An 18,787-nucleotide genomic window follows, 5' to 3' on the forward strand; every position below is an offset into this window, starting at 1 on the left:
CATTATCATCTGGTCTGTCAGGGAAAACCTGTGGTGTTATTCGTCCCCTTCATTGTCTGCACACTTGCACTGATGGTTGATCACGCGCTGGGTGAACCGCGCCGACTGCACCCGCTGGTGGGCTTTGGCCGCCTGGCCATCGCCGTAGAAAAGCGACTGAACACCAGCCCGGAGCGCCCGCTGCCAAGCCTGCTGGCCGGTGGGGCCGCCCTGCTGTTGCTGATGGTGCCTGTCCTGGCACTGGCAGTCTGGGTGACGGTCGCACTCGAAGGGCCGGGGCTGATAGCCGCCCAGGTTGTTGCGCTCTGGCTGGCTGTGTCACTCCGGGGACTGACCGAACATGGCCGAGCCGTTGCCGAACCATTACAGGCGGGTGAGCTGGAAGCCGCCCGTGCGCAGGTCAGCCGCATTGTCAGCCGTCAGGCGAGCGCTTTGGATGAGCAGGGCGTCGCCGCAGCGGCAACTGAATCGATACTGGAGAACGGCGCAGATGCGGTGTTCGCCAGTCTGTTCTGGGTGCTGGTCGCCGGCATCCCCGGGGTGGTGCTGCACCGCATGGTGAACACCCTGGATGCCATGTGGGGCTATCGTAGCCCTCGGTTCCTGTATTTTGGCCGGGCCGCAGCGCGCCTGGACGACGTGATGGGCTGGCTGCCGGCCCGTTTGACGGCGCTCACCTACAGCTTGCTGGGCAATCAAAAACTGGCCGCTCGGTGTTGGCGGCATCAGGCACCGCGCTGGGACAGCCCCAATGCCGGCCCGGTAATGGCGGCTGGAGCGGGGGCACTGAACGTGCGGCTCGGCGGCCCATCGCCTTATCCCGGCGGGATCAAGCCGCGCCCGCTGCTGGGGGGGACCCGGGTAGCCGACGCCGCCAGTATCGGGGCGGCCATACGGCTGGTGCTCCGGGGCGTCTGGCTGTGGCTGGGCGTCCTGTTGGCGGTGACCGCGCTCCTGGCTGCCATGGGGTACCACCAATGAGGCCGGAGCATGGCGGACGTCTGAACGAAGCAGCGCAGCGTTGGGGGATTCCCCGGGGGCACTGGCTGGATCTGTCCACCGGCATCAATCCAGTGGGCTGGCCGGTGCCCGATATTCCCGCAGAGCTGTGGCACAGGCTCCCGGAACCGGACGACGGTCTCGCCGAGGTGATCCGGGACTGGGCCGCAGTACCGGCGGCGGCTGACTGTGAGCCCGTGGCCGGTAGCCAGGCCGCCATTATGGCGTTACCCCGGTTACGCAGACCCTGCCGGGTGGGTATACCCATGCCCGGCTATCGCGAACACGAATACAGCTGGCGCAGCGCTGGTCACCGGATCGTGCCCATAGGGTCAGGACAGACCAACGGCGCTGCTGGCGGTGGCGACGACCGCTGGCTGGATGCACTGGACGTGCTGGTGTGGATCAACCCCAACAACCCCACCGGCGACCTCATTCCGCCCGCGACCCTGTTGCGCTGGCACCGGCGCTTGCAACAACGGGGCGGCTGGTTGGTCGTCGATGAGGCCTTTATGGATGCGACGCCGGAATTCAGCCTGTGCGCCCACGCAGGACGGTCGGGGTTGATCATTCTGCGCTCGCTGGGCAAGTTTTACGGTCTGGCGGGGGTGCGCGCCGGGGCCGTGTTCGCGGAGCCCGCAGTGCTCACCCTCTTGCGAAAGCTGCTCGGCCCCTGGACTTTGAACGGCCCGGCCCGCTATGTGATGGCCCACGCGCTGACGGACAGATCCTGGCAGGAGCAGGCCCGGGGGCGTCTGCAACGGGACTCACGAAGATTGGCGGATCTGTTACAGGCCGCCGGGCTCACCCTGAGAGGCGGTAGCTTCTTGTTCCAAACGGTCAGCCTTGAGATGCCCGGGGCGTTGGCCGACCGGTTGGCCGCCCAGGGAATTCTGCTCAGGGTCTTCCACAACCCGGGGATGGTTCGCTTTGGTCTGGCGGCGGACGAAGAGCAGTGGCAGCGGCTGGCGCGGGCGTTGCGCGGTTGGAATCGTGAATAGCCTTGACCGGAGATTAACGCATTGTTAGCCTTGCGCCGCGTTTGCAGGTGTTGTTATGGCTCCATCTTCGCCATAACAGTGAAACGGGAAGCCGGTTAAAGTCCGGCACTGCCCCCGCAACGGTAAGTGAGTGACCAGCGACGATGGATGCCACTGTGCAACAGCATGGGAAGGCGTGCGCCGGTCAGCAGTTTCAGCTCACGAGTCCGGAGACCGGCCTGTAAACACACCGAACGCTGCGGAGGGCAGTTGCGGTGGGTAAGCGCCGGCCCGTGTTTCGGAGTGTCCCCATCCGCTGTAATCTTCTGGTCGTCCCTGACCGCCTACCCTTCTGTGCAGCACCTTAATAACCCGCCATACGGGTGCGTGTGGTGTATTCGAGAGTGCATTTAATGAAGTTTTCCCGGCTGTTCGCCAGCAGTTTGTTGATTCCTTTTGCCCTGAACCCCCTGTCTCTGGCTGTGGCTCAGGAAAGCCAGGACTCACCGACCAACCTCATCGTTGTTACCGGCACTTACGGCCCCAAGACGGTCGGTGAGAGTCTGTCATCCGTTACCGTACTGGACGAAGAAGAGATTCGCACCAAAGCACCGGCTGAATTTTCTGACCTCTTGCGCAGTCAGCCAGGCATTAACGTCACGGGCAACGGCTCCTTCGGCAAATCAACGAGTGTAAATATTCGTGGCGTCAAGAATGCCGGTACAGTGTTTTTGCTTGATGGGGTGAAAGTGCACTCGGCAACTGCCGGGGGGGCTCCCTGGCAGTTCATCCCCACAGAACTGGTCCAGCGGGTGGAAGTGGTGCGCGGTCCCCGCAGTTCGCTGTATGGCGCCGATGCCATGGGCGGCGTAGTGCAGGCCTTTACGCTGGACCCGAAGTATGGGCAGCGGGGCTGGGTTGAAGCGGGCGCGGGAAACTTTAACACCCAGAAGGTGAGTGCCGGCGTTTCCGGTTCGACGGGCAACACCCGTTATAGCCTGAGTGGGCTGCACAAAGACACCGACGGCACGGCAGTCATTGAAAATGGCGATGATCAGGGGTTTCGCAACACCGCCGGACTTGGCCGGGTTGTCCATGATTTTGATAACGGGGGTGAAGCCAGCATTTTGGTCTTACAGTCGGAAGGAAACACCGAATACGAGGGCGGAAATACCGATTTCACGGTTCGTACCATTGGCCTTGGGATGACGGTGCCCCTGAATGCCTACTGGCAAACGGGGATTCAGTTTTCTGAATCACGGGATGAATCGGATTCGTTTGAAGATTGGGGCGACTCCACCCATAACACCCGCCTGCGCCAGGCCCGATGGGAGAACACCTTCTCGTATAGCGGCCACGATCTGATTGTCGGCACTGAACTGCAACAGGATGAGGTCAGCAGCACCGAGCAGTACTCCGAAACCAGTCGCACCAATACGGCCGCCTTCAGTCAGTTGCGCCTGAGTTTCGGCCCGGCCGATGCCCACTTGAGCCTGCGTACCGACGACAATGAAGCCTATGGAACCAAAGAAACCGGAGGCGTGGCTCTGGGTTACAGCATCGACGGTTCCCATCGCGTTCGCGCCAGCTACGGTACCGCTTTCCGGGCCCCCACGTTCAATGATCTCTACTGGCCATTGGCATTTAATTATCAGGGGAACCCGAACCTGAAACCCGAAGAGTCAGAAAACTACGAACTGGGTGCCAGCGGAAACTATAATCGATGGTTCTGGGACCTGGCGGTTTATCAGATGGATATCGAAAATCTGATCGGTTCCGGACAGATCGGCGGTGTTGACACCCGGGTAAACGTCAATGAGGCCCGCATTCGTGGTACGGAACTTTCCGGTGGTTATGCCTCCGGCGGTTGGCGGACGGCGATTGCTCTGGCCTATATGAACCCGGAAGACCGGGAAACCGGTAACCAGCTACGACGTCTTACCCGTCAGACCGCCCGAGTTGACCTGGATAAAGCGTTCGGCGGCTTTACGCTTGGCGGGTCGGTGATTGCTGAAGGCCATCGCTATGACGATGCCGCCAATAATGATCGCCTGCCGGGATTCGCCACGATCGACCTGCGCGCTGGTTGGTATTTCGCACCCAACTGGAGCAGCCGTTTGACCGTGGCCAACGTGCTCGACAAGGAATACTCAACAGCGAAGGTTTGGGATGGTCGTAATTACATCGCGGCGGGCCGGAACGCGATGTTGTCGGTGCGCTACGATATTCACTAAGTCGTAAGGACAGGGGCTAAAACGTGAACTCTCGCCGACTGATTTTGAAATTTGCCCTGGGGGTGCTTCTGGCACTCCAGGTGCAACCGTTAGCGGCCGGCGAGGCTCAGCGTTGTGCCACTGACGATGGGGGCGCAAAACTGTGTCTCTCCGCGCCGGCGCTGCGCATCGCCACCCTGTCGCCGGGCGCCACCGAGCTGACCTTCGCCGCAGGGGCGGGTGACCAGGTGATTGCGGGGGTCAACTACAGCGATTACCCGCCCGCCGCCCTGAAGCTTCCACAGGTGGGCACCCACACCCGCATAGACCTGGAAGCCTTGCTGGCACTGCAGCCGGATCTGATAATTACCTGGCTAACAGGCAACCCACCCGCGCAGGTCGAGATGCTGCAGGCGCTGGGCTTGCCCCTGTTTGCCATTGAGCCGCGCACTTTCGAGGGGGTTTCCAGCGCAATTGAGCGGCTTGCCATTCTGGCAGGAACGGAGCAGGAAGGCTTTGCGGAAGCGCAGCGTTTCCGTACGGGCATGGCGGCCCTGGCTGAACAGTATCGTAATGCGGAACCCATACGGGTGTTTTATCAAGTCTGGGAACAACCCCTGATGACCATCAACAACGACCATTTGATTGGCAAAGTGCTGCAATTGTGTGGTGGTGTGAATGTGTTTGGCGATATGCCGCGATTGGTGCCCCGGATCAGCCCGGAAGTGGTGCTGGCGGCCAACCCGCAAGCTATTCTTACCGGCAGTGAAGAGGGGCTTAGCGATGACCAGCTCGATGTCTGGAAAGGCTACGCCGAGCTGGGTGCAGTTGCCCGGGGCAACCTGATATTTGTGCCGGCCTCGCCGATTTCCAGACCCACTCCCAGGTTGCTTGAAGTTACCGAGTTCATTTGCCAACAACTGGACCGTGCCCGTGAGCGTTAACCACGCACCAGCAACAATACGGTTTCCTGAGCAATGATTCGCCCATTGCTCGGCCTTGGCGCCGTGGCCCTGCTTGCCATGTTGCTGGCGTTGGCCTTGGGCAGTGTCAACATTCCCCCGCTGGAACTCTGGCAGGTTATGCGCGGCGAGGGCAGTGTCCTGAGTCGCACCCTGCTGATCGACTTGCGCCTGCCTCGCACACTGGCCGCGTTTGCCACCGGTGGTCTGCTGGCGGTGGCCGGCGCTCTGATGCAAATTTTGTTGCGCAACCCTTTGGCCGATCCTTATGTGTTGGGGCTGTCTGGCGGTGCCGCGGTGGGCGCACTGCTGGCCATGTTAGCCGGCCTGGGCACGCTGCTGATATCGGGTTCGGCCTTTACCGGGGCCATGCTGGCTACCCTGCTGGTGTTCGGCCTCGCCCATGGCACGGGTAGCTGGACATCTTCCCGACTGCTGTTGACCGGGGTGGTGGTGGCGGCGGGTTGGGGCGCGGTGATCACTCTGATGCTGGCGCTTACTCCCTCCTACAAGCTGCCCGGTATGCTGTACTGGCTGATGGGGGATGTGTCCTACGCCCGCACCCCCTGGCTGGCGCTGGGGGTGCTGGTACTGGCCGTGGTGGTGATTCTGCCCCTGGCGCGCAATCTGAATGTGCTGGCCCGTGGCCCCATGCAGGCGGCTGCACTGGGTGTCTCGGTGCGGCCGCTGGAATGGACCATCTATCTGCTTGCCAGCGTGCTGACCGCGACTGCCGTGACCACCGCGGGCAGTGTCGGCTTTGTGGGCCTGATTGTGCCCCACATGCTGCGGCTGGTGTTGGGCAACGATCAACGCATTATTCTGCCGGCCAGTGCGCTGGCGGGGGGCACCTTGCTGGTGTTGGCGGATACCCTGGCGCGCACGGTGATAGCCCCCGAACAATTGCCGGTCGGTGTGATTACCGCCTTGCTGGGGGTGCCTACCTTCCTCTACCTGCTGCACCGGAGCCGTGGATGAAAACCTTGCAGGCCGATCAGCTGGTGATCGACATCCCCGGGCGACCGTCCGGTCAGGCGCTGGATTTTGCGGTGGAAGCGGGGCAGGTGTGGGGGGTGCTGGGCCCCAACGGCGCCGGCAAATCGACCTTGCTGCACACCCTGGCAGGGCTGCGCGCCCCCCGTTCGGGCGCGGTGCGGCTGGACGGTCAGGCGTTGACCCGGCTCAAACGGAAACGGGTGGCGCAGCAATTGGGGCTGGTGTTTCAGGAACGTCAGGACGGCTTTCCCGCTACGGTGCTGGAAACCGCCCTGATTGGCCGTCACCCCTGGCTGTCCCCCTGGCAGATGGAAGGCGCGGATGATCTTGCGCTGGCGCACCAGGCGTTGCAGCAGCTGGATGTGCTGGAGCTGCAAGACCGGCTGGTCAGCACCCTGTCCGGTGGTGAGCGGCAACGGGTGGCCATCGCCACCACCCTGACCCAGGCGCCGCAGACCTGGCTGGTGGACGAGCCCACCAACCACCTTGATTTGCACCATCAAGTGGCGGTGATGAATCTGCTGGCAAATCAGGCCGCCAGTGGCCGCGCGGTAATTATGTGCCTGCACGATCTGAATCTGGCGGCGCGCTGGTGCAGCCACGTGTTGTTGCTGTACCCGGACGGCGAAGCCTGTTGGGGCCCGGCGGCGGACATGCTGGTGCCGGCCGCGCTGGAGCGTCTCTACGGTCAGCGTCTGTTGACCGTTGCCGTGGATGGCGCACCGGTGTTTGTGCCGGTGCGCTAAAACAGGTATTCGTCTTATCTGACCGGATCTTGGTCACTACACAGGAATCTCGCTATGAAAGAACGCGCTAAAGACCCGGAACGCCACGCCAAACGCATGGCCGCCAAACAGAAAATCATGCAGGAACGCATCGCCGGCGCGCAGAAAGAACAGGGGGTGCTGCTGGTACTGACCGGCCCCGGTAAAGGCAAGAGCAGCTCCGGTTTTGGCATGGTGGCCCGCTCGCTGGGGCACGGCATGAAGGTGGGCATCGTGCAGTTCATCAAAGGCGCGTTCAGCACCGGGGAACACGCTTTTTTCCGCGACCTGCCCAATGTGGATTATCACGTCATGGGCGAGGGCTACACCTGGGACACCCAGGACCGGGAGCAGGATGTGGCCGCCGCCAGGGCCGCCTGGGACATAGTCGCCGCCATGCTGCAGGATGACAGCTATGATTTGATCTTGCTGGACGAGCTCAACATTGCGCTCAGGTACGACTATCTGGATCTGGACCGGGTGCTGGACGATCTGCAGGCGCGGCCTGACATGCAGCACGTGGTAATCACCGGCCGCTACGCCCCGCAGGAGCTGATCGACATCGCCGATACCGTCACCGATATGGGGGTCGTCAAGCACGCCTTCAAAGATCAGGGCATCAAGGCCCAGAAGGGCATCGAACTGTAACCCCTATGACCAAAACCGCCTCCACCCTGATGATCCAGGGCACCACCTCGGACGCCGGCAAAACCACCCTGGTCGCCGCCCTGTGCCGCTGGCTCGCGCGTCAGGGAGTGTCGGTGGCACCGTTCAAACCCCAGAACATGGCGCTGAACAGTGCGGTCACCGCAGACGGTGGTGAAATCGGCCGCTCCACCGCGCTGCAGGCGCTGGCCTGTGGCATTGAGCCCCACAGCGACATGAATCCGGTGTTGCTGAAGCCGCACAGTGATTGCGGGGCGCAGGTGATTCTGCGGGGCCGGGTGTACGGCAATATGGATGCGCTGGATTACCACGCCTACAAAGCCGAAGCCCGGCACGCGGTGATGACGGCCTGGCGCGCACTCCGTCAACGCTACGATGTGATCATCGCCGAAGGGGCCGGCAGCCCGGCCGAGGTCAACCTGCGGGCCAATGACATCGCCAATATGGGCTTTGCCGAAGCCGCCGACTGTCCGGTGTTGCTGGTGGGTGACATTGATCGCGGCGGGGTGTTCGCCCAGCTGGTGGGCACCCTGGCGTTGATCTCCGTAAGCGAGCAGGCCCGCACCAAAGGCTTTATCATCAATCGTTTTCGCGGTGATCTCGGGTTGCTGGAACCGGGTCTGGAGTGGCTGACGGAGCGCACCGGCAAACCGGTGCTGGGCGTCTTGCCTTACCTGCACGGCTTGATTGTGGATTCCGAGGACAGCATCGGCACCGCGGGCACCAGCGAAGCCGGCGCCCTCAAGGTGATCGTGCCGGTATTGCCGCGCATCAGCAATCACAACGATTTTGATCCCCTGCGCCTGCACCCCGCCGTCAATCTGCAATTCATCGGCCCGGATCAGGCCATTCCGGCGGCGGATTTGATTATTCTGCCCGGCAGCAAAAGCACCCGCACCGATCTCGCCTGGCTGCACACTCAGGGCTGGACACAGGCCATCCACAAACACTTGCGCTACGGCGGTAAGGTGTTGGGCCTTTGCGGCGGTTTTCAGATGCTCGGCCAACGGGTGGACGACCCGGACGGGCTGGAAGGCAACGCCGGCAGCACCGACGGCTTGGGTTTGCTGGCCATGACCACCACCATGGTGGCCGGCAAACAGTTGAAAGAGGTGCGTGGTACCCTGAATCTGCCGGTCGGCAACGCTGCGATGGGTGCGACCTTCAGCGGCTATGAAATGCACAATGGTGTCAGCAAAGGTGCGGCTCTGGCGCGGCCACTGGTAACAATGAATGGCCACAACGACGGCGCCCTCAGTGCCGATGGCCAGGTGGCTGGCACCTATGTACACGGCATCTTTGATCAGCCCTCCGCCTGTGAGTCTTTACTGCAATGGGCCGGGCATACGGGGGCCGGCGCAGCGGTGGACTATCAGCAGCATCGCCTGACCCAGCTCGACCGGCTGGCGGATCAGGTGGAGCAGCAGCTCGACACCGATTGGCTGCGCAAGTTGCTGAATTTATGAACGACATTCCCCACAGGGACCCAACCGCCATGAGTGACCCCAATCGCCCCTTCAGCGACGAAGAACGCGCCGGCCTCTACCGCGCCATTTACGAGCGCCGCGATGTCCGCTCCCAATTCCTGCCCGACCCCATCCCCCGGCCCGTGCTGGCGCGGTTGCTGAAATCGGCACACCATGCGCCCTCTGTAGGGTTTATGCAGCCCTGGGACTTTATTCTGATCGACAGCCCCGAGGTGCGTCAGCAGGTACTGGCCAGTTTTAACGAAGAGAACGCCAAGGCCGCACAAAACTACACCGGTGAGCGCCAGCAAACCTACCGCAGCCTGAAACTGCAGGGCATTGTCGACAGCCCGCTGAACCTGTGCATCACCTGCGACCGCAGCCGTGGCGGCACCCATGTGTTGGGGCGCAACTCCATTGTGGACATGGACCTGTTCAGCACCTGCCTGGCCGTGCAAAACTTGTGGCTGGCGGCGCGGACGGAAGCCATTGGTGTTGGTTGGGTCAGCATTCTTGATCAAACCAAACTGGCCGGTATCCTGAACCTGCCGGATAACGTCTACCCGCTGGCTTATTTGTGCCTGGGCTACGTCAACGAGTTTCTGGACCAGCCCGAGCTGCAAGCCAAAGGCTGGCGGTCGCGCTTGCCCCTGGAAGATCTGCTGCATCGTAATGGCTGGGGCAGCGGGGTGGACGATGAGGCGTTGCTGGAGCAGCTGAAACAGTAAGCGGCCGTCGCTTCGGATGGGGTTGTTATGGAGTTTTCAGACATTCATGAACGTGCCATCGCCCGCAAAGGTGGTGTGAAGCAGTTGAACGCTTTGTTGCCCAGTGTGTTTCCGGCCAGTGAGCTGGAAAAACTGGGCGATGATCGCTACCTTGCCGAAATCACCCGCTGTGTGTTCAAAGCGGGCTTTGTGTGGCGGGTGATCGACAACAAGTGGCCGGGGTTTGAGGCCGCTTTTCACGGCTTTGTGCCGGCCTACTGGCAGCAGGTCTCGCCGGACGTGCTCGAAGACCTGGCCCGCGACGAGCGCATTGTGCGCAACATGCAAAAAATCCGCACCGTGCCGGACAATGCCCGCATGATTATGGACGCGGTCTACGAGCACGGCAGTTTCGGCGCGTTTCTGCGCCAGTGGCCCTGCGAGGATCAGGTGGGGCTGTTGTTGTGGCTCAAGCGCCACGGCTCCCGCCTGGGGGGTAACAGTGCGCAATACTTTTTGCGTGTTGTGGGTTGGGACGGGTTTATCCTGTCTCACGACGTGGTGACGGTGTTGCGTCAGGCCAACCTGTTGGATGCATCGCCTACCAGCAAGAAAGGCCTGCAGCAGGCCCAAACCGCGTTTAACCACTGGCATCAGCAAACCGGCATACCCTACAGCCACCTGTCGCGGATTGTGGCCTGCTCACTGGACAGTTGACGCGTGACTGCGGCATGTCGCTGCCGTAATGGATGGTGTTCAGCCAGTTGAACTATAGTGGGTGAGAACAAACAGATTGATGAACCATCATGAGGGCGTTGTCATGAACGCACTGCGCGACAGATTGTGCGGGGTTTTACTGGCACTGGCATCCATCACCCTGATCGCCGGCACCAGCCAGGCTGTGGCGGCAAGCGCTGAAGACCTCAGCCGCGACGCCAAACAGGCACTGGAGCGGCTGTACAAATCACAACCGGTTGCCGAAACACTGTCCAAAGACGCCAAGGCGGTGCTGGTGTTCCCGAATATCGTCAAAGCCGGGCTGGTATTTGGCGGCAGCTACGGGGAGGGCGTTTTACTCAAAGGCGGTGAAGCGGTTGACTACTACAACTCCGTTACCGGCTCCTGGGGGCTGCAAGCCGGTGCACAATCCTACTCCTATGCCGTGTTTCTGATGACCGACGAGGCCGTGTCTTACCTCCGGAAAACAAAAGGCTGGGAAATTGGCGTCGGCCCGACGGTAGTCGTGGTGGATGAAGGTGTGGCGAAAAACCTGTCCAGCACCTCACTCAAGAGTGGTGCCTACGCGTTTATCTTCGGACAGCAGGGGTTGATGGCCGGGCTCAGCATTGAGGGGGCAAAAATTACCCGCATTAATCGTTGAATCGAAAATGGCCGGAGCGCATGGCTGGTGTGGTTTCCGCCCGCGCTGGTGGGCAGTTAACGTAAAATTCCGAACTCGCTGAACTCTCCGGTCGCGTCCTGCTTGTCCACATTCACCGAGTGCACACGCGCTGCGGGCGGGCCTTCCCGGCACCAGGCTGCCAGCTTGTCGAGCTGCTCCTCGGTGCCTTCAGCAATAATTTCCACACAGCCGTCCGGGAGATTTCGGGCGTAGCCGTGCAGACCAAGGTCGTTGGCCTGCGCCACCGCCGACGCGCGGTAGTAAACCCCCTGAACCCGACCTGTAACGATCAGTTTCCAGCGTTGTACCGTCATGTTGCACCTCTCTTGTTATTTGCGTCAGCGCTCATCCGACAATAACCGACCCACTGCCAATGGTAACGCCCCCGCAATCAATAGCGCTACCGGTAACCGCCGCAGGTCTGCCGTTGATCAGCACCGTTGCCGAACCGCTTGCAATGGCACGCGGATGGGGAGGGTGTTTGCGTTTGGCATGGGGCGCCAGGGCATCGCCAACGCGGGCGACGGGTTTACCGTCGATCAGGACGTCGGGGGAGCCGGAAATAACCGGGGTGGGGGGAAACCCCTGGTGGTCAGAACCCAGGTCGCCCAACAGGACGACGTTTTTACCGCTCATAAGATGCTCCTTGCAGACTGTGTTGGCTCACGGATCCGTCGTGACCAACGTCCAGTCTAACAGGGCCGCAACGCCCGTCAATTGGACGCGGTCTCAGAACCCCAGCAACAGCACCAGCTCGCACAGCACCACGCTGGCCCCCAGGGCGTCGCCGGTGTAACCGCCCAGCTGGCGCCGCAAATACCAGCCCCAGAGCCAAGTGACCATCACAATGGCGGTTGCGGCAGTGAGCCACAATCCCGGCAACCACAGGCTGCCAACAAGGCCCACCAGGGCGGTGAACGTCACTGCGACCATCAACCGCGGGCGCGAAAACCCTTCCGCCACCGGCTTGCTTTTACTGGTTTCCGGGTCGCTGACGTAGGGCAGGAATGCCATCAACAACAGCGGTGGCAGCCGGCTGATGGCGGGGGCGGTCAGCAGGGCCAGGCCGATGCTGCCGGCGTCCAGCAACAGAGCGGCTTTGAGCGCCAGGGCCAGCACCAGCGCGACGGTGCCATAAGTTCCGATGCGGCTGTCCTTCATGATGGCCAGCCGTTTGGCGACGGTATAGCCTCCGCCCAGCGCATCCACACTGTCCGCCAGACCGTCTTCGTGAAACGCCCCGGTGATGAACAGGTGAAAGCACAGCACCAGCAACACGCACACCAGCGGACTCCAGGCCAGACTCAGCAAGGCAAACAGACCGGCGTACAGGGCTCCCAGCAACAGCCCTACCAGCGGAAAATACAGGCTGCACTGGTTCATCAGTTGCTGGGAATAATCTATGCGCACCGGTATGGGAATGCGGGTCAGAAACCCCAGTGCCAACCAGAACGCCTGCCATTCACGGGAGCCAGTGATGCGGCCGGAGTGTTTGCTCATGCAGGGCGCTCCTGTCGGGCGTTGAAAAAAGGCCCAAGTATATAGATCGCCAGAGTGTTTGTCCGGCGGCGCCGGTTAAATGGGTTTTTATCGCAAAATTACTTACAACAATAAAAGTTAGAGCCGAAAGCTATGTCATAATGGGCGGGCTCATGTGAAACGATAACAACGAGGTAAGTGATGAGACTGTTAAAAGCTACAGGGATTAAAGCGCTGGCCCTGGGCGCCATGTTTGCGGCCAGTGCCGCCGTGCAGGCCGGAACGCTGGAAGACCGGATCCACGCGGGGGAGACCATCAGGCTGGGGTTTGCCGCAGCTCCGCCCTGGGCTTATGCCGGTAACGATGGTTCCGCCAAAGGGTTTGTCAATGGCATCGCCATCGATGTGCTCGAGCGTATGGGGCACACCAACATTGAACCCGTGTTGACCGACTGGTCCAGCTTGATTCCGAGTCTGAAAGCAGGCCGCGTAGACATAGTCACGGGCGGGATGTACGTGGTCAAGGCGCGCTGTGAAAACATGGACTTCTCCGACCCGATCGGTGCGTTTGGCGACACCTTTGTGGTGCCCAAGGGTAATCCGAACAATCTGCAAACCTACCAGGATCTGATTGACCAGAATCTGACCATGGTGGCACCGTCGGGTTACAACACCCTGGCGGATGCGAGAGAGGCAGGTGTTCCCCCGGGCAACATCACGGAAGTCCCCGGTACCACTGAGGCCCTCGCCGCCTTGCGCACGGGCCGGACCGATGCGGTCGCCACCAACGTACTGGAAGCCAAGCATGCCGCCGATATGGATGATGCGTTTGAGATCTCTGACCCGCAGGCCTTCGTGGGGCGGGACAAGCAGGTGGTGGGGATCGGCTTCCGCCCGGAAGACAGCGCGTTTCGCGAGGCGTTCAACAAGGCCCTGAAGGATTATATCGGCTCCGAAGCGATGATGGCGACGGTTGCCCCCGATGATTATATCGAAGCGTTTTTGCCGGGTGACCTGACCACGGAAGCAGCCTGTAAGGCTGATTGAACCGGGGGCGCACCCCGGATCCGGCACCTTGCCAGTCCAAGGCCCCTGTTCCGGTCGTTGAGCTGGCAAGGCAGAGGATAATGGGGGCTAGTTGGCGTCCATGACCGCGCTCAGAAATTGCTGGGTGCGGTCATTCTGCGGGTTATCGAGCAATACGGCCGGAGCGCCCTGTTCTTCGATCCTGCCTGCGTAAAAGAAACAGACCCGATCCGAGATCTCCCGGGCAAATCCGATCTGGTGGGTCACCATCAGCATGGTCAGATTGTGTTGATCGACCAGGCTGCGGATGACGTTGGTGACCTCGCTGATGACCTCCGGGTCCAGTGCCGAAGTCACTTCGTCAAACAGCATCACCTTGGGCCGCATGGCCAGTGCCCGGGCGATGGCGACCCGCTGCTGCTGGCCGCCCGACAGGCGGGACGGGTGCTGGTCGCGTTTTTCCGCCATACCCACCATGTCCAGAAGCTCCAGGGCACGCCCTTCGGCCTCGTCTTTGGACAGCCCCAGAACCTGTATCGGACCTTCCATGCAGTTGCCCAGCGCGGTCATGTGCGGGAACAGATTGAAGTGCTGAAAACACATGCCGATTTTGGCGCGCATCCTGCGCAGATGCGCCGCGTCGGCGCGCACCAGGCGGCCGTTTTTTTCCATATGGGTCAGGGGCTCGCCGTCAACATAGATTACGCCGCTGTCGATGGTTTCGAGGGTCATCAACATCCGCAGCACGGTGGTCTTGCCCGAGCCCGAAGGCCCGATGATGGTCACCATTTCACCCTCGGCGACATCCAGATTGAGGCCGTCGAGTACGGTCAGCGGGCCATATTTCTTGGTCACGTTCTGAAACCGCACCATGGGCACGTTGTCGCCCTCCAGGCGCAGTGGGTATTGGCTCATGTCGTGTGTCATCCAGTCAGTCCCATTTTGCGGCGCAAGGCCGTTTCGAAGCGGCGCAGAAGCCAGGCGGTGGGCAGCGATATGGCCAGAAAGATAAGGCCAACAAGGGTATACGGCTCCAGATAGCGGAAGTTGTCGGCGCCGATTGAATTGGCGGTATGCATCAGCTCGGCCACACCGATAACCGACAGCATCGGGGTGTCCTTGAAGATACCCACCAGATAATTGCCCATGCCCGCCAGCGCTGGCGGCAGCGCCTGCGGAATGATGATGCGGCGATAGGTCTGGGCGGTTGACAGATTGATGGCCCGGGCGGCCTCCCACTGACCCTTGGGCACATTTTCGATCCCGCCCCGATACACCTCGGAAAGATAGGCGGCGTAATGCAGACCGATGGCAATCAGTCCGGCCGCCCAGGGTGACAGGCGCAGCCCGAACTGGGGACCGACGTAATAGATAAAGAAAATCTGCAACAGCAGGGGGGTGGAGCGAATGAATTCCACCAGTTCGCGCACCACAAAGGTCAGGGGGCGGGACGGGGTGCGCTGCGCCAGGGCAAACACCAGCCCGAGGGCCACCGCCACAAGGTAACCGCCCCCGGCCGCCATCAGGGTATTGCCCGTCGCGGCGATCAGGCGGGGCAAGATTTGCCAGGTAAAGTCCAGTTTCCAGTCAAGCATGGGTTAAGTTCGTCCGATTTTGCGAGCCATGACCCGTTCCAGCCAGCGCATCACCGGGGTCACCATAAAACGCGCAAACAGGTAGTAGATGACAAGCGCGGTACCGAACGCCTGGGCTGACAGGTAGGTGTTGTTGTTGATCTGACGGGTTTCAAACATCAGATCAGCGACCGAAATCAGGGCCACCAGGGCGGTGCCTTTGAGGATCTCGACCATCAAATTACCCCAGGGGGGCAGTATGGTGACCAGCGCCTGGGGCAATATGATCCGCCGCATGCGCTGGGTCGGGGACATGTTCAGCGCCAGCGCTGCTTCCCACTGGCCGCGGGGAACGGCCTGGATCGCCCCGCGGACCAGTTCGGCACCGTAGGCGCCATAGCACAGACCGACGGTGACAAAGCCCGCGGTAAATTTTTCCATGGTGAATCCGAACAACGGCAGTACAAAGTAAAACCAATACAGCTGCACCAGCAGTGAGGTTCCGCGGAACAACTCGATATAGGCGGTGGCCAGGGTGCGCACGGCCCGGGAGCGCGCCAGTTTCATCAATCCCGAGATGAGGGCGGCGACAGTCGCCACCAGCACGGCGAGCCCGAACTGCGCCAGAGTGATCAGGGTGCCGTCAAGAAAGCGGCCACTGTAGGTAACAAGGAATTCAACATAGGACATCGTTATTTTTTAAGCCTTATGAGAGCAGCCCGCAATTATGACATAAAAATGACCGAATTGGTTGCAGCTCTAAACATTTGATCGCTCGGTCCGAAGGCGACCGGCCCTGGCGCTCTGGTCGGACGCAGCCCTTAGAAGAAAACAGCACTTCACTCAATATTCTATTTTGCTATATGCTTATGCCATACTTGCGAGTTTGCCGGGAGATGGCGTTATGAGCGCGACGAATCCGATCGTTCAGCACTTTTTTGATGAACCCAGCCACACCTTCAGTTACGTGATTCAGGACCCTGCCAGCCGCACTTGCGCGATCGTCGACCCGGTCCTGGATTTCGACTACGCCTCCGGTCGCACCGGTGTGCATTCTGCTGATGAGATTATTGCCTATGTGCGCCGCCACGACCTGACGGTGGCGTGGATTCTGGAAACCCACGTGCATGCGGACCACTTGTCAGCGGCGCCCTATCTGCGTGACAATCTCGGCGGCAAAACCGCGATCGGCGCGCGCATCAGCGACGTCCAGCGCATTTTTGGCGACGCGTTCAATGCCGGCGACAGCTTTGCCCGGGACGGCAGCCAGTTTGACGTGCTGTTCGATGAAGGGGACGAATTCCGCATCGGCGACCTGAACGTTGCTGTGTTGCATACCCCGGGGCATACGCCTGCCTGTCTGACTTATGTGGTGGGTGACGCGGCATTTGTGGGGGACACCCTGTTCATGCCGGATTACGGGACTGCCCGGTGTGATTTTCCCGGTGGCGATGCGCGCACCCTGTACCGCTCAATCCGCAAAGTGCTGGCCCTGCCGCCCGCCACCCGCATTTTTCTGTGCCACGACTACAAGGCTCCGGGGCGCGACACCTATCAGTGGCAAACCACGGTACAGGCGCAGCGCGACAGCAACGTGCATGTACGGGACGGGGTGACCGAAGAGGCATTCGTGCGCTTACGGGAAGCGCGGGATGCCACCCTGGCAATGCCCCGGCTGCTGCTTCCCTCGGTGCAGGTGAACATGCGTGCCGGTGCCCTGCCGCCGGCTGAAGACAACCACCAGCGTTACCTTAAAATTCCAGTTAACCGGTTCTGAACCCGGTCCGTATGACAGAGTGCTTATGAACTTGAAGCGATACCTGCCGGCCCTGCAATGGTTGTCGGATTATCAGCGCAGTACCTTTGCCAACGATCTGCTGGCCGGCGTGATCATGACCGTGGTGCTGATTCCCCAATCGCTGGCCTACGCCATGCTGGCAGGACTGCCGGCACACGTCGGGCTGTACGCCAGTATCTTCCCGCCGATCCTGTACGCGTTCTTCGGCACCAGCCGAACCCTGGCGGTCGGTCCGGTGGCGGTGACCGCCCTGATGACCGCCGCTGCCCTGGGCGGCGTGGTGGCGCCGGGCAGTCCGGAATACATGGCCGCCGCCCTGTTGTTGGCGGTGATGTCCGGGTTGATGCTGTTAGTGATGGGGTTGCTGCGGCTGGGGTTTGTCGCCAATTTTCTGAGTCATCCGGTGGTGTCCGGGTTTGTCAGTGCTTCGGGCATTCTGATTGTCGCGTCCCAGTTGGGCAGTTTGACCGGTATTGCCACTTCCGGGCATAACCTGCTGACCCTGGGAGGCTCGCTGATCGCCGGCTGGGCGACCCTCAACCTGCCTACGCTGGTGCTGGGGGCCGGGGTGCTGGCGTTTCTGATGTTCACCCGTACCCGCCTGAAGCCTTTATTGGTGGCCATGGGGCTGGCTCCGGCGCTGGCGGGCATGCTGGTGCGGGTGGCCCCGGTGGTGGCGGTGGCGATTACCACTGCGCTGGCCCTGACCTGGCAGTTGGCGGATGCCGGCGTGGTGCTGGTGGGCAGCGTCCCCACCGGGCTGCCCGGGCTGACCCTGCCATCGCTGGATCCCCAGCACTGGAAAAATATGGCCTTGTCGGCACTGCTGATCAGTGTGGTCAGCTTTATCTCGTCGGTGTCCGTGGCGCAAACTTTTGCCGCCAAACGTCGCCAGCGGATTGATCCGGATCAGGAACTGATTGCGCTGGGAGCGGCCAACCTGGGTGCCGGGTTTTCCGGTGGTATGCCGGTGACCGGCGGCATGTCGCGTACCGTGGTCAGTTACGACTCGGGCGCGGAAACACCCGCCAGCGGTGTGTTCACGGCGGCGGGGCTGGCACTGGTGACGCTCACCCTGACGCAGGCCCTCGCTTTTTTGCCGGTCGCCACCCTGGCGGCGATCATCATGATTGCGGCGGCCACCCTGGTGGACGTGCCCGCGCTGGTGCGCACCTGGCATTACGCCAAGGCTGATTTTGTGGCCATGCTGGCCACCATAGTCCTGACCCTCGGGCACAGTCTGGACGCGGGGTTGGTGGCGGGCGTGGGGCTGTCGCTGGCGCTGTATTTATACCGTACCTCGCGCCCCCATGTGGCTTTGGTAGGGCGGGTGCCGGGTACCGAACATTTTCGCAACGTGCTGCGCCACCAGGTAGAAACCCGTCCTACCCTGGGCATGTTGCGGGTCGATGAAAGTCTGTATTTTGCCAACTCGCGGTTTCTGGAAGAAGCGGTGCTGGAACTGGTGAGTCGCTACCCGGAGATGACCGATCTGGTGCTGGTGTGTTCGGGGGCGAACCTGATTGACGCCTCCGCGCTGGCTAGTCTGGAAGGTATTCATGAACGGCTGGCGGATGCCAGTATCAAGTTGCACCTGTCTGAGGTGAAAGGGCCGGTGATGGATCGTCTGCAGAGAACCGAGTTTCTCGAGAAGCTGAGCGGGCGGGTCTACCTGAGTACCTTTCAGGCCTGGTGTGAGCTGGGCTGAAACGACGCCAGGCCCGGGGGTGAGCCGGGCCTGGCGTCAGGGGTCAG

20 protein-coding genes and 1 riboswitch are annotated in these 18,787 nt (G+C 61.3%); of the genes, 14 read left to right on the forward strand and 6 right to left on the reverse strand.

The annotated features are described in order from the left end of the window. Positions 1-30 precede the first annotated feature (30 nt). The 11 genes from cbiB (at position 31) to BG841_RS07105 (ending at position 11,134) form a co-directional block, all read left to right on the forward strand. Complete coding sequence (gene cbiB, locus BG841_RS07055; RefSeq protein WP_228141618.1) at positions 31-981, forward strand: adenosylcobinamide-phosphate synthase CbiB; 951 nt, start codon at positions 31-33, stop codon at positions 979-981. Continuing rightward, positions 978-2,000 (forward strand): threonine-phosphate decarboxylase CobD, encoded by a 1,023-nt coding sequence (gene cobD, locus BG841_RS07060; protein WP_070057009.1) that lies wholly within the window; start codon positions 978-980, stop codon positions 1,998-2,000. The genes cbiB and cobD overlap by 4 nt, the downstream gene beginning before the upstream one ends. Positions 2,001-2,039: 39 nt before the next feature. Then, positions 2,040-2,237, forward strand: a riboswitch (cobalamin riboswitch). A gap of 155 nt (positions 2,238-2,392) precedes the next feature. Further along, entirely contained in the window at positions 2,393-4,213 is a 1,821-nt protein-coding gene (locus tag BG841_RS07065; protein ID WP_070057010.1) for a TonB-dependent receptor domain-containing protein, read from the forward strand. Positions 4,214-4,236: 23 nt separating this feature from the next. Next, positions 4,237-5,136, forward strand: a complete 900-nt coding sequence (locus BG841_RS07070) for a cobalamin-binding protein (RefSeq protein WP_070057011.1) — start codon at positions 4,237-4,239, stop codon at positions 5,134-5,136. A 33-nt stretch (positions 5,137-5,169) separates the two neighbouring features. Further along, positions 5,170-6,132, forward strand: a complete 963-nt coding sequence (locus BG841_RS07075; RefSeq protein ID WP_070057012.1) for a FecCD family ABC transporter permease — start codon at positions 5,170-5,172, stop codon at positions 6,130-6,132. Further along, positions 6,129-6,896 (forward strand): ABC transporter ATP-binding protein, encoded by a 768-nt coding sequence (locus BG841_RS07080; protein ID WP_070057013.1) that lies wholly within the window; start codon positions 6,129-6,131, stop codon positions 6,894-6,896. The genes BG841_RS07075 and BG841_RS07080 overlap by 4 nt, the downstream gene beginning before the upstream one ends. Positions 6,897-6,950: 54 nt before the next feature. Then, positions 6,951-7,562, forward strand: a complete 612-nt coding sequence (gene cobO / locus BG841_RS07085; protein WP_070057014.1) for a cob(I)yrinic acid a,c-diamide adenosyltransferase — start codon at positions 6,951-6,953, stop codon at positions 7,560-7,562. Positions 7,563-7,567: 5 nt separating this feature from the next. Next, complete coding sequence (locus BG841_RS07090; RefSeq protein WP_070057015.1) at positions 7,568-9,046, forward strand: cobyric acid synthase; 1,479 nt, start codon at positions 7,568-7,570, stop codon at positions 9,044-9,046. A 29-nt stretch (positions 9,047-9,075) separates the two neighbouring features. Beyond that, complete coding sequence (gene bluB, locus BG841_RS07095; protein ID WP_070057016.1) at positions 9,076-9,774, forward strand: 5,6-dimethylbenzimidazole synthase; 699 nt, start codon at positions 9,076-9,078, stop codon at positions 9,772-9,774. A 27-nt stretch (positions 9,775-9,801) separates the two neighbouring features. Beyond that, positions 9,802-10,470 (forward strand): DNA-3-methyladenine glycosylase I, encoded by a 669-nt coding sequence (locus tag BG841_RS07100; RefSeq protein WP_070057017.1) that lies wholly within the window; start codon positions 9,802-9,804, stop codon positions 10,468-10,470. Positions 10,471-10,573: 103 nt separating this feature from the next. Then, positions 10,574-11,134 (forward strand): YSC84-related protein, encoded by a 561-nt coding sequence (locus BG841_RS07105; protein ID WP_070057018.1) that lies wholly within the window; start codon positions 10,574-10,576, stop codon positions 11,132-11,134. Positions 11,135-11,190: 56 nt separating this feature from the next. Here the strand turns inward: BG841_RS07105 and BG841_RS07110 are convergent, their stop codons facing one another. From BG841_RS07110 to cobS, 3 genes are all read right to left on the reverse strand, one after another. After that, on the reverse strand, positions 11,191-11,469 hold the full coding sequence (locus tag BG841_RS07110) for an acylphosphatase (protein ID WP_070057019.1): 279 nt from the start codon (positions 11,467-11,469) through the stop codon (positions 11,191-11,193). A 31-nt stretch (positions 11,470-11,500) separates the two neighbouring features. Continuing rightward, positions 11,501-11,791: a type VI secretion system PAAR protein gene (locus BG841_RS07115; RefSeq protein ID WP_070057020.1), complete on the reverse strand. Its 291-nt coding sequence runs from the start codon at positions 11,789-11,791 to the stop codon at positions 11,501-11,503. Positions 11,792-11,884: 93 nt separating this feature from the next. Further along, positions 11,885-12,655: an adenosylcobinamide-GDP ribazoletransferase gene (gene cobS, locus BG841_RS07120; RefSeq protein WP_070057021.1), complete on the reverse strand. Its 771-nt coding sequence runs from the start codon at positions 12,653-12,655 to the stop codon at positions 11,885-11,887. Between the two features lie 180 nt (positions 12,656-12,835). Between cobS and BG841_RS07125 the strand changes: the two genes are divergently transcribed. Beyond that, positions 12,836-13,681 carry a transporter substrate-binding domain-containing protein gene (locus tag BG841_RS07125; protein WP_070057022.1) on the forward strand — a complete coding sequence of 282 codons (846 nt, stop codon included), beginning with the start codon at positions 12,836-12,838 and terminating at the stop codon, positions 13,679-13,681. 87 nt (positions 13,682-13,768) lie between these two features. On the opposite strand, the gene ehuA is transcribed toward BG841_RS07125, so the two are convergent. From ehuA to ehuC, 3 genes are read right to left on the reverse strand one after another with little or no spacing between them, the layout of a single operon-like run. Further along, positions 13,769-14,575: an ectoine/hydroxyectoine ABC transporter ATP-binding protein EhuA gene (ehuA, locus tag BG841_RS07130; protein ID WP_228141619.1), complete on the reverse strand. Its 807-nt coding sequence runs from the start codon at positions 14,573-14,575 to the stop codon at positions 13,769-13,771. A gap of 8 nt (positions 14,576-14,583) precedes the next feature. Beyond that, positions 14,584-15,255: an ectoine/hydroxyectoine ABC transporter permease subunit EhuD gene (gene ehuD / locus BG841_RS07135; protein ID WP_070057024.1), complete on the reverse strand. Its 672-nt coding sequence runs from the start codon at positions 15,253-15,255 to the stop codon at positions 14,584-14,586. Positions 15,256-15,258: 3 nt separating this feature from the next. Then, the gene (gene ehuC / locus BG841_RS07140) at positions 15,259-15,924 is read right to left on the reverse strand and encodes an ectoine/hydroxyectoine ABC transporter permease subunit EhuC (RefSeq protein WP_070057025.1); all 666 of its coding nucleotides are present in this window, start codon (positions 15,922-15,924) and stop codon (positions 15,259-15,261) included. 214 nt (positions 15,925-16,138) lie between these two features. Between ehuC and BG841_RS07145 the strand changes: the two genes are divergently transcribed. Together BG841_RS07145 and BG841_RS07150 are read left to right on the forward strand one after the other, a co-directional pair. Beyond that, positions 16,139-17,011, forward strand: a complete 873-nt coding sequence (locus BG841_RS07145; RefSeq protein WP_070057026.1) for an MBL fold metallo-hydrolase — start codon at positions 16,139-16,141, stop codon at positions 17,009-17,011. Between the two features lie 25 nt (positions 17,012-17,036). Next, on the forward strand, positions 17,037-18,740 hold the full coding sequence (locus tag BG841_RS07150) for a SulP family inorganic anion transporter (RefSeq protein ID WP_070057027.1): 1,704 nt from the start codon (positions 17,037-17,039) through the stop codon (positions 18,738-18,740). The last annotated feature ends 47 nt before the right edge of the window (positions 18,741-18,787 follow it).

Source organism: Marinobacter sp. X15-166B, from assembly GCF_001752365.1.
In the GTDB taxonomy this organism is placed as follows: Bacteria; Pseudomonadota; Gammaproteobacteria; order Pseudomonadales; family Oleiphilaceae; genus Marinobacter.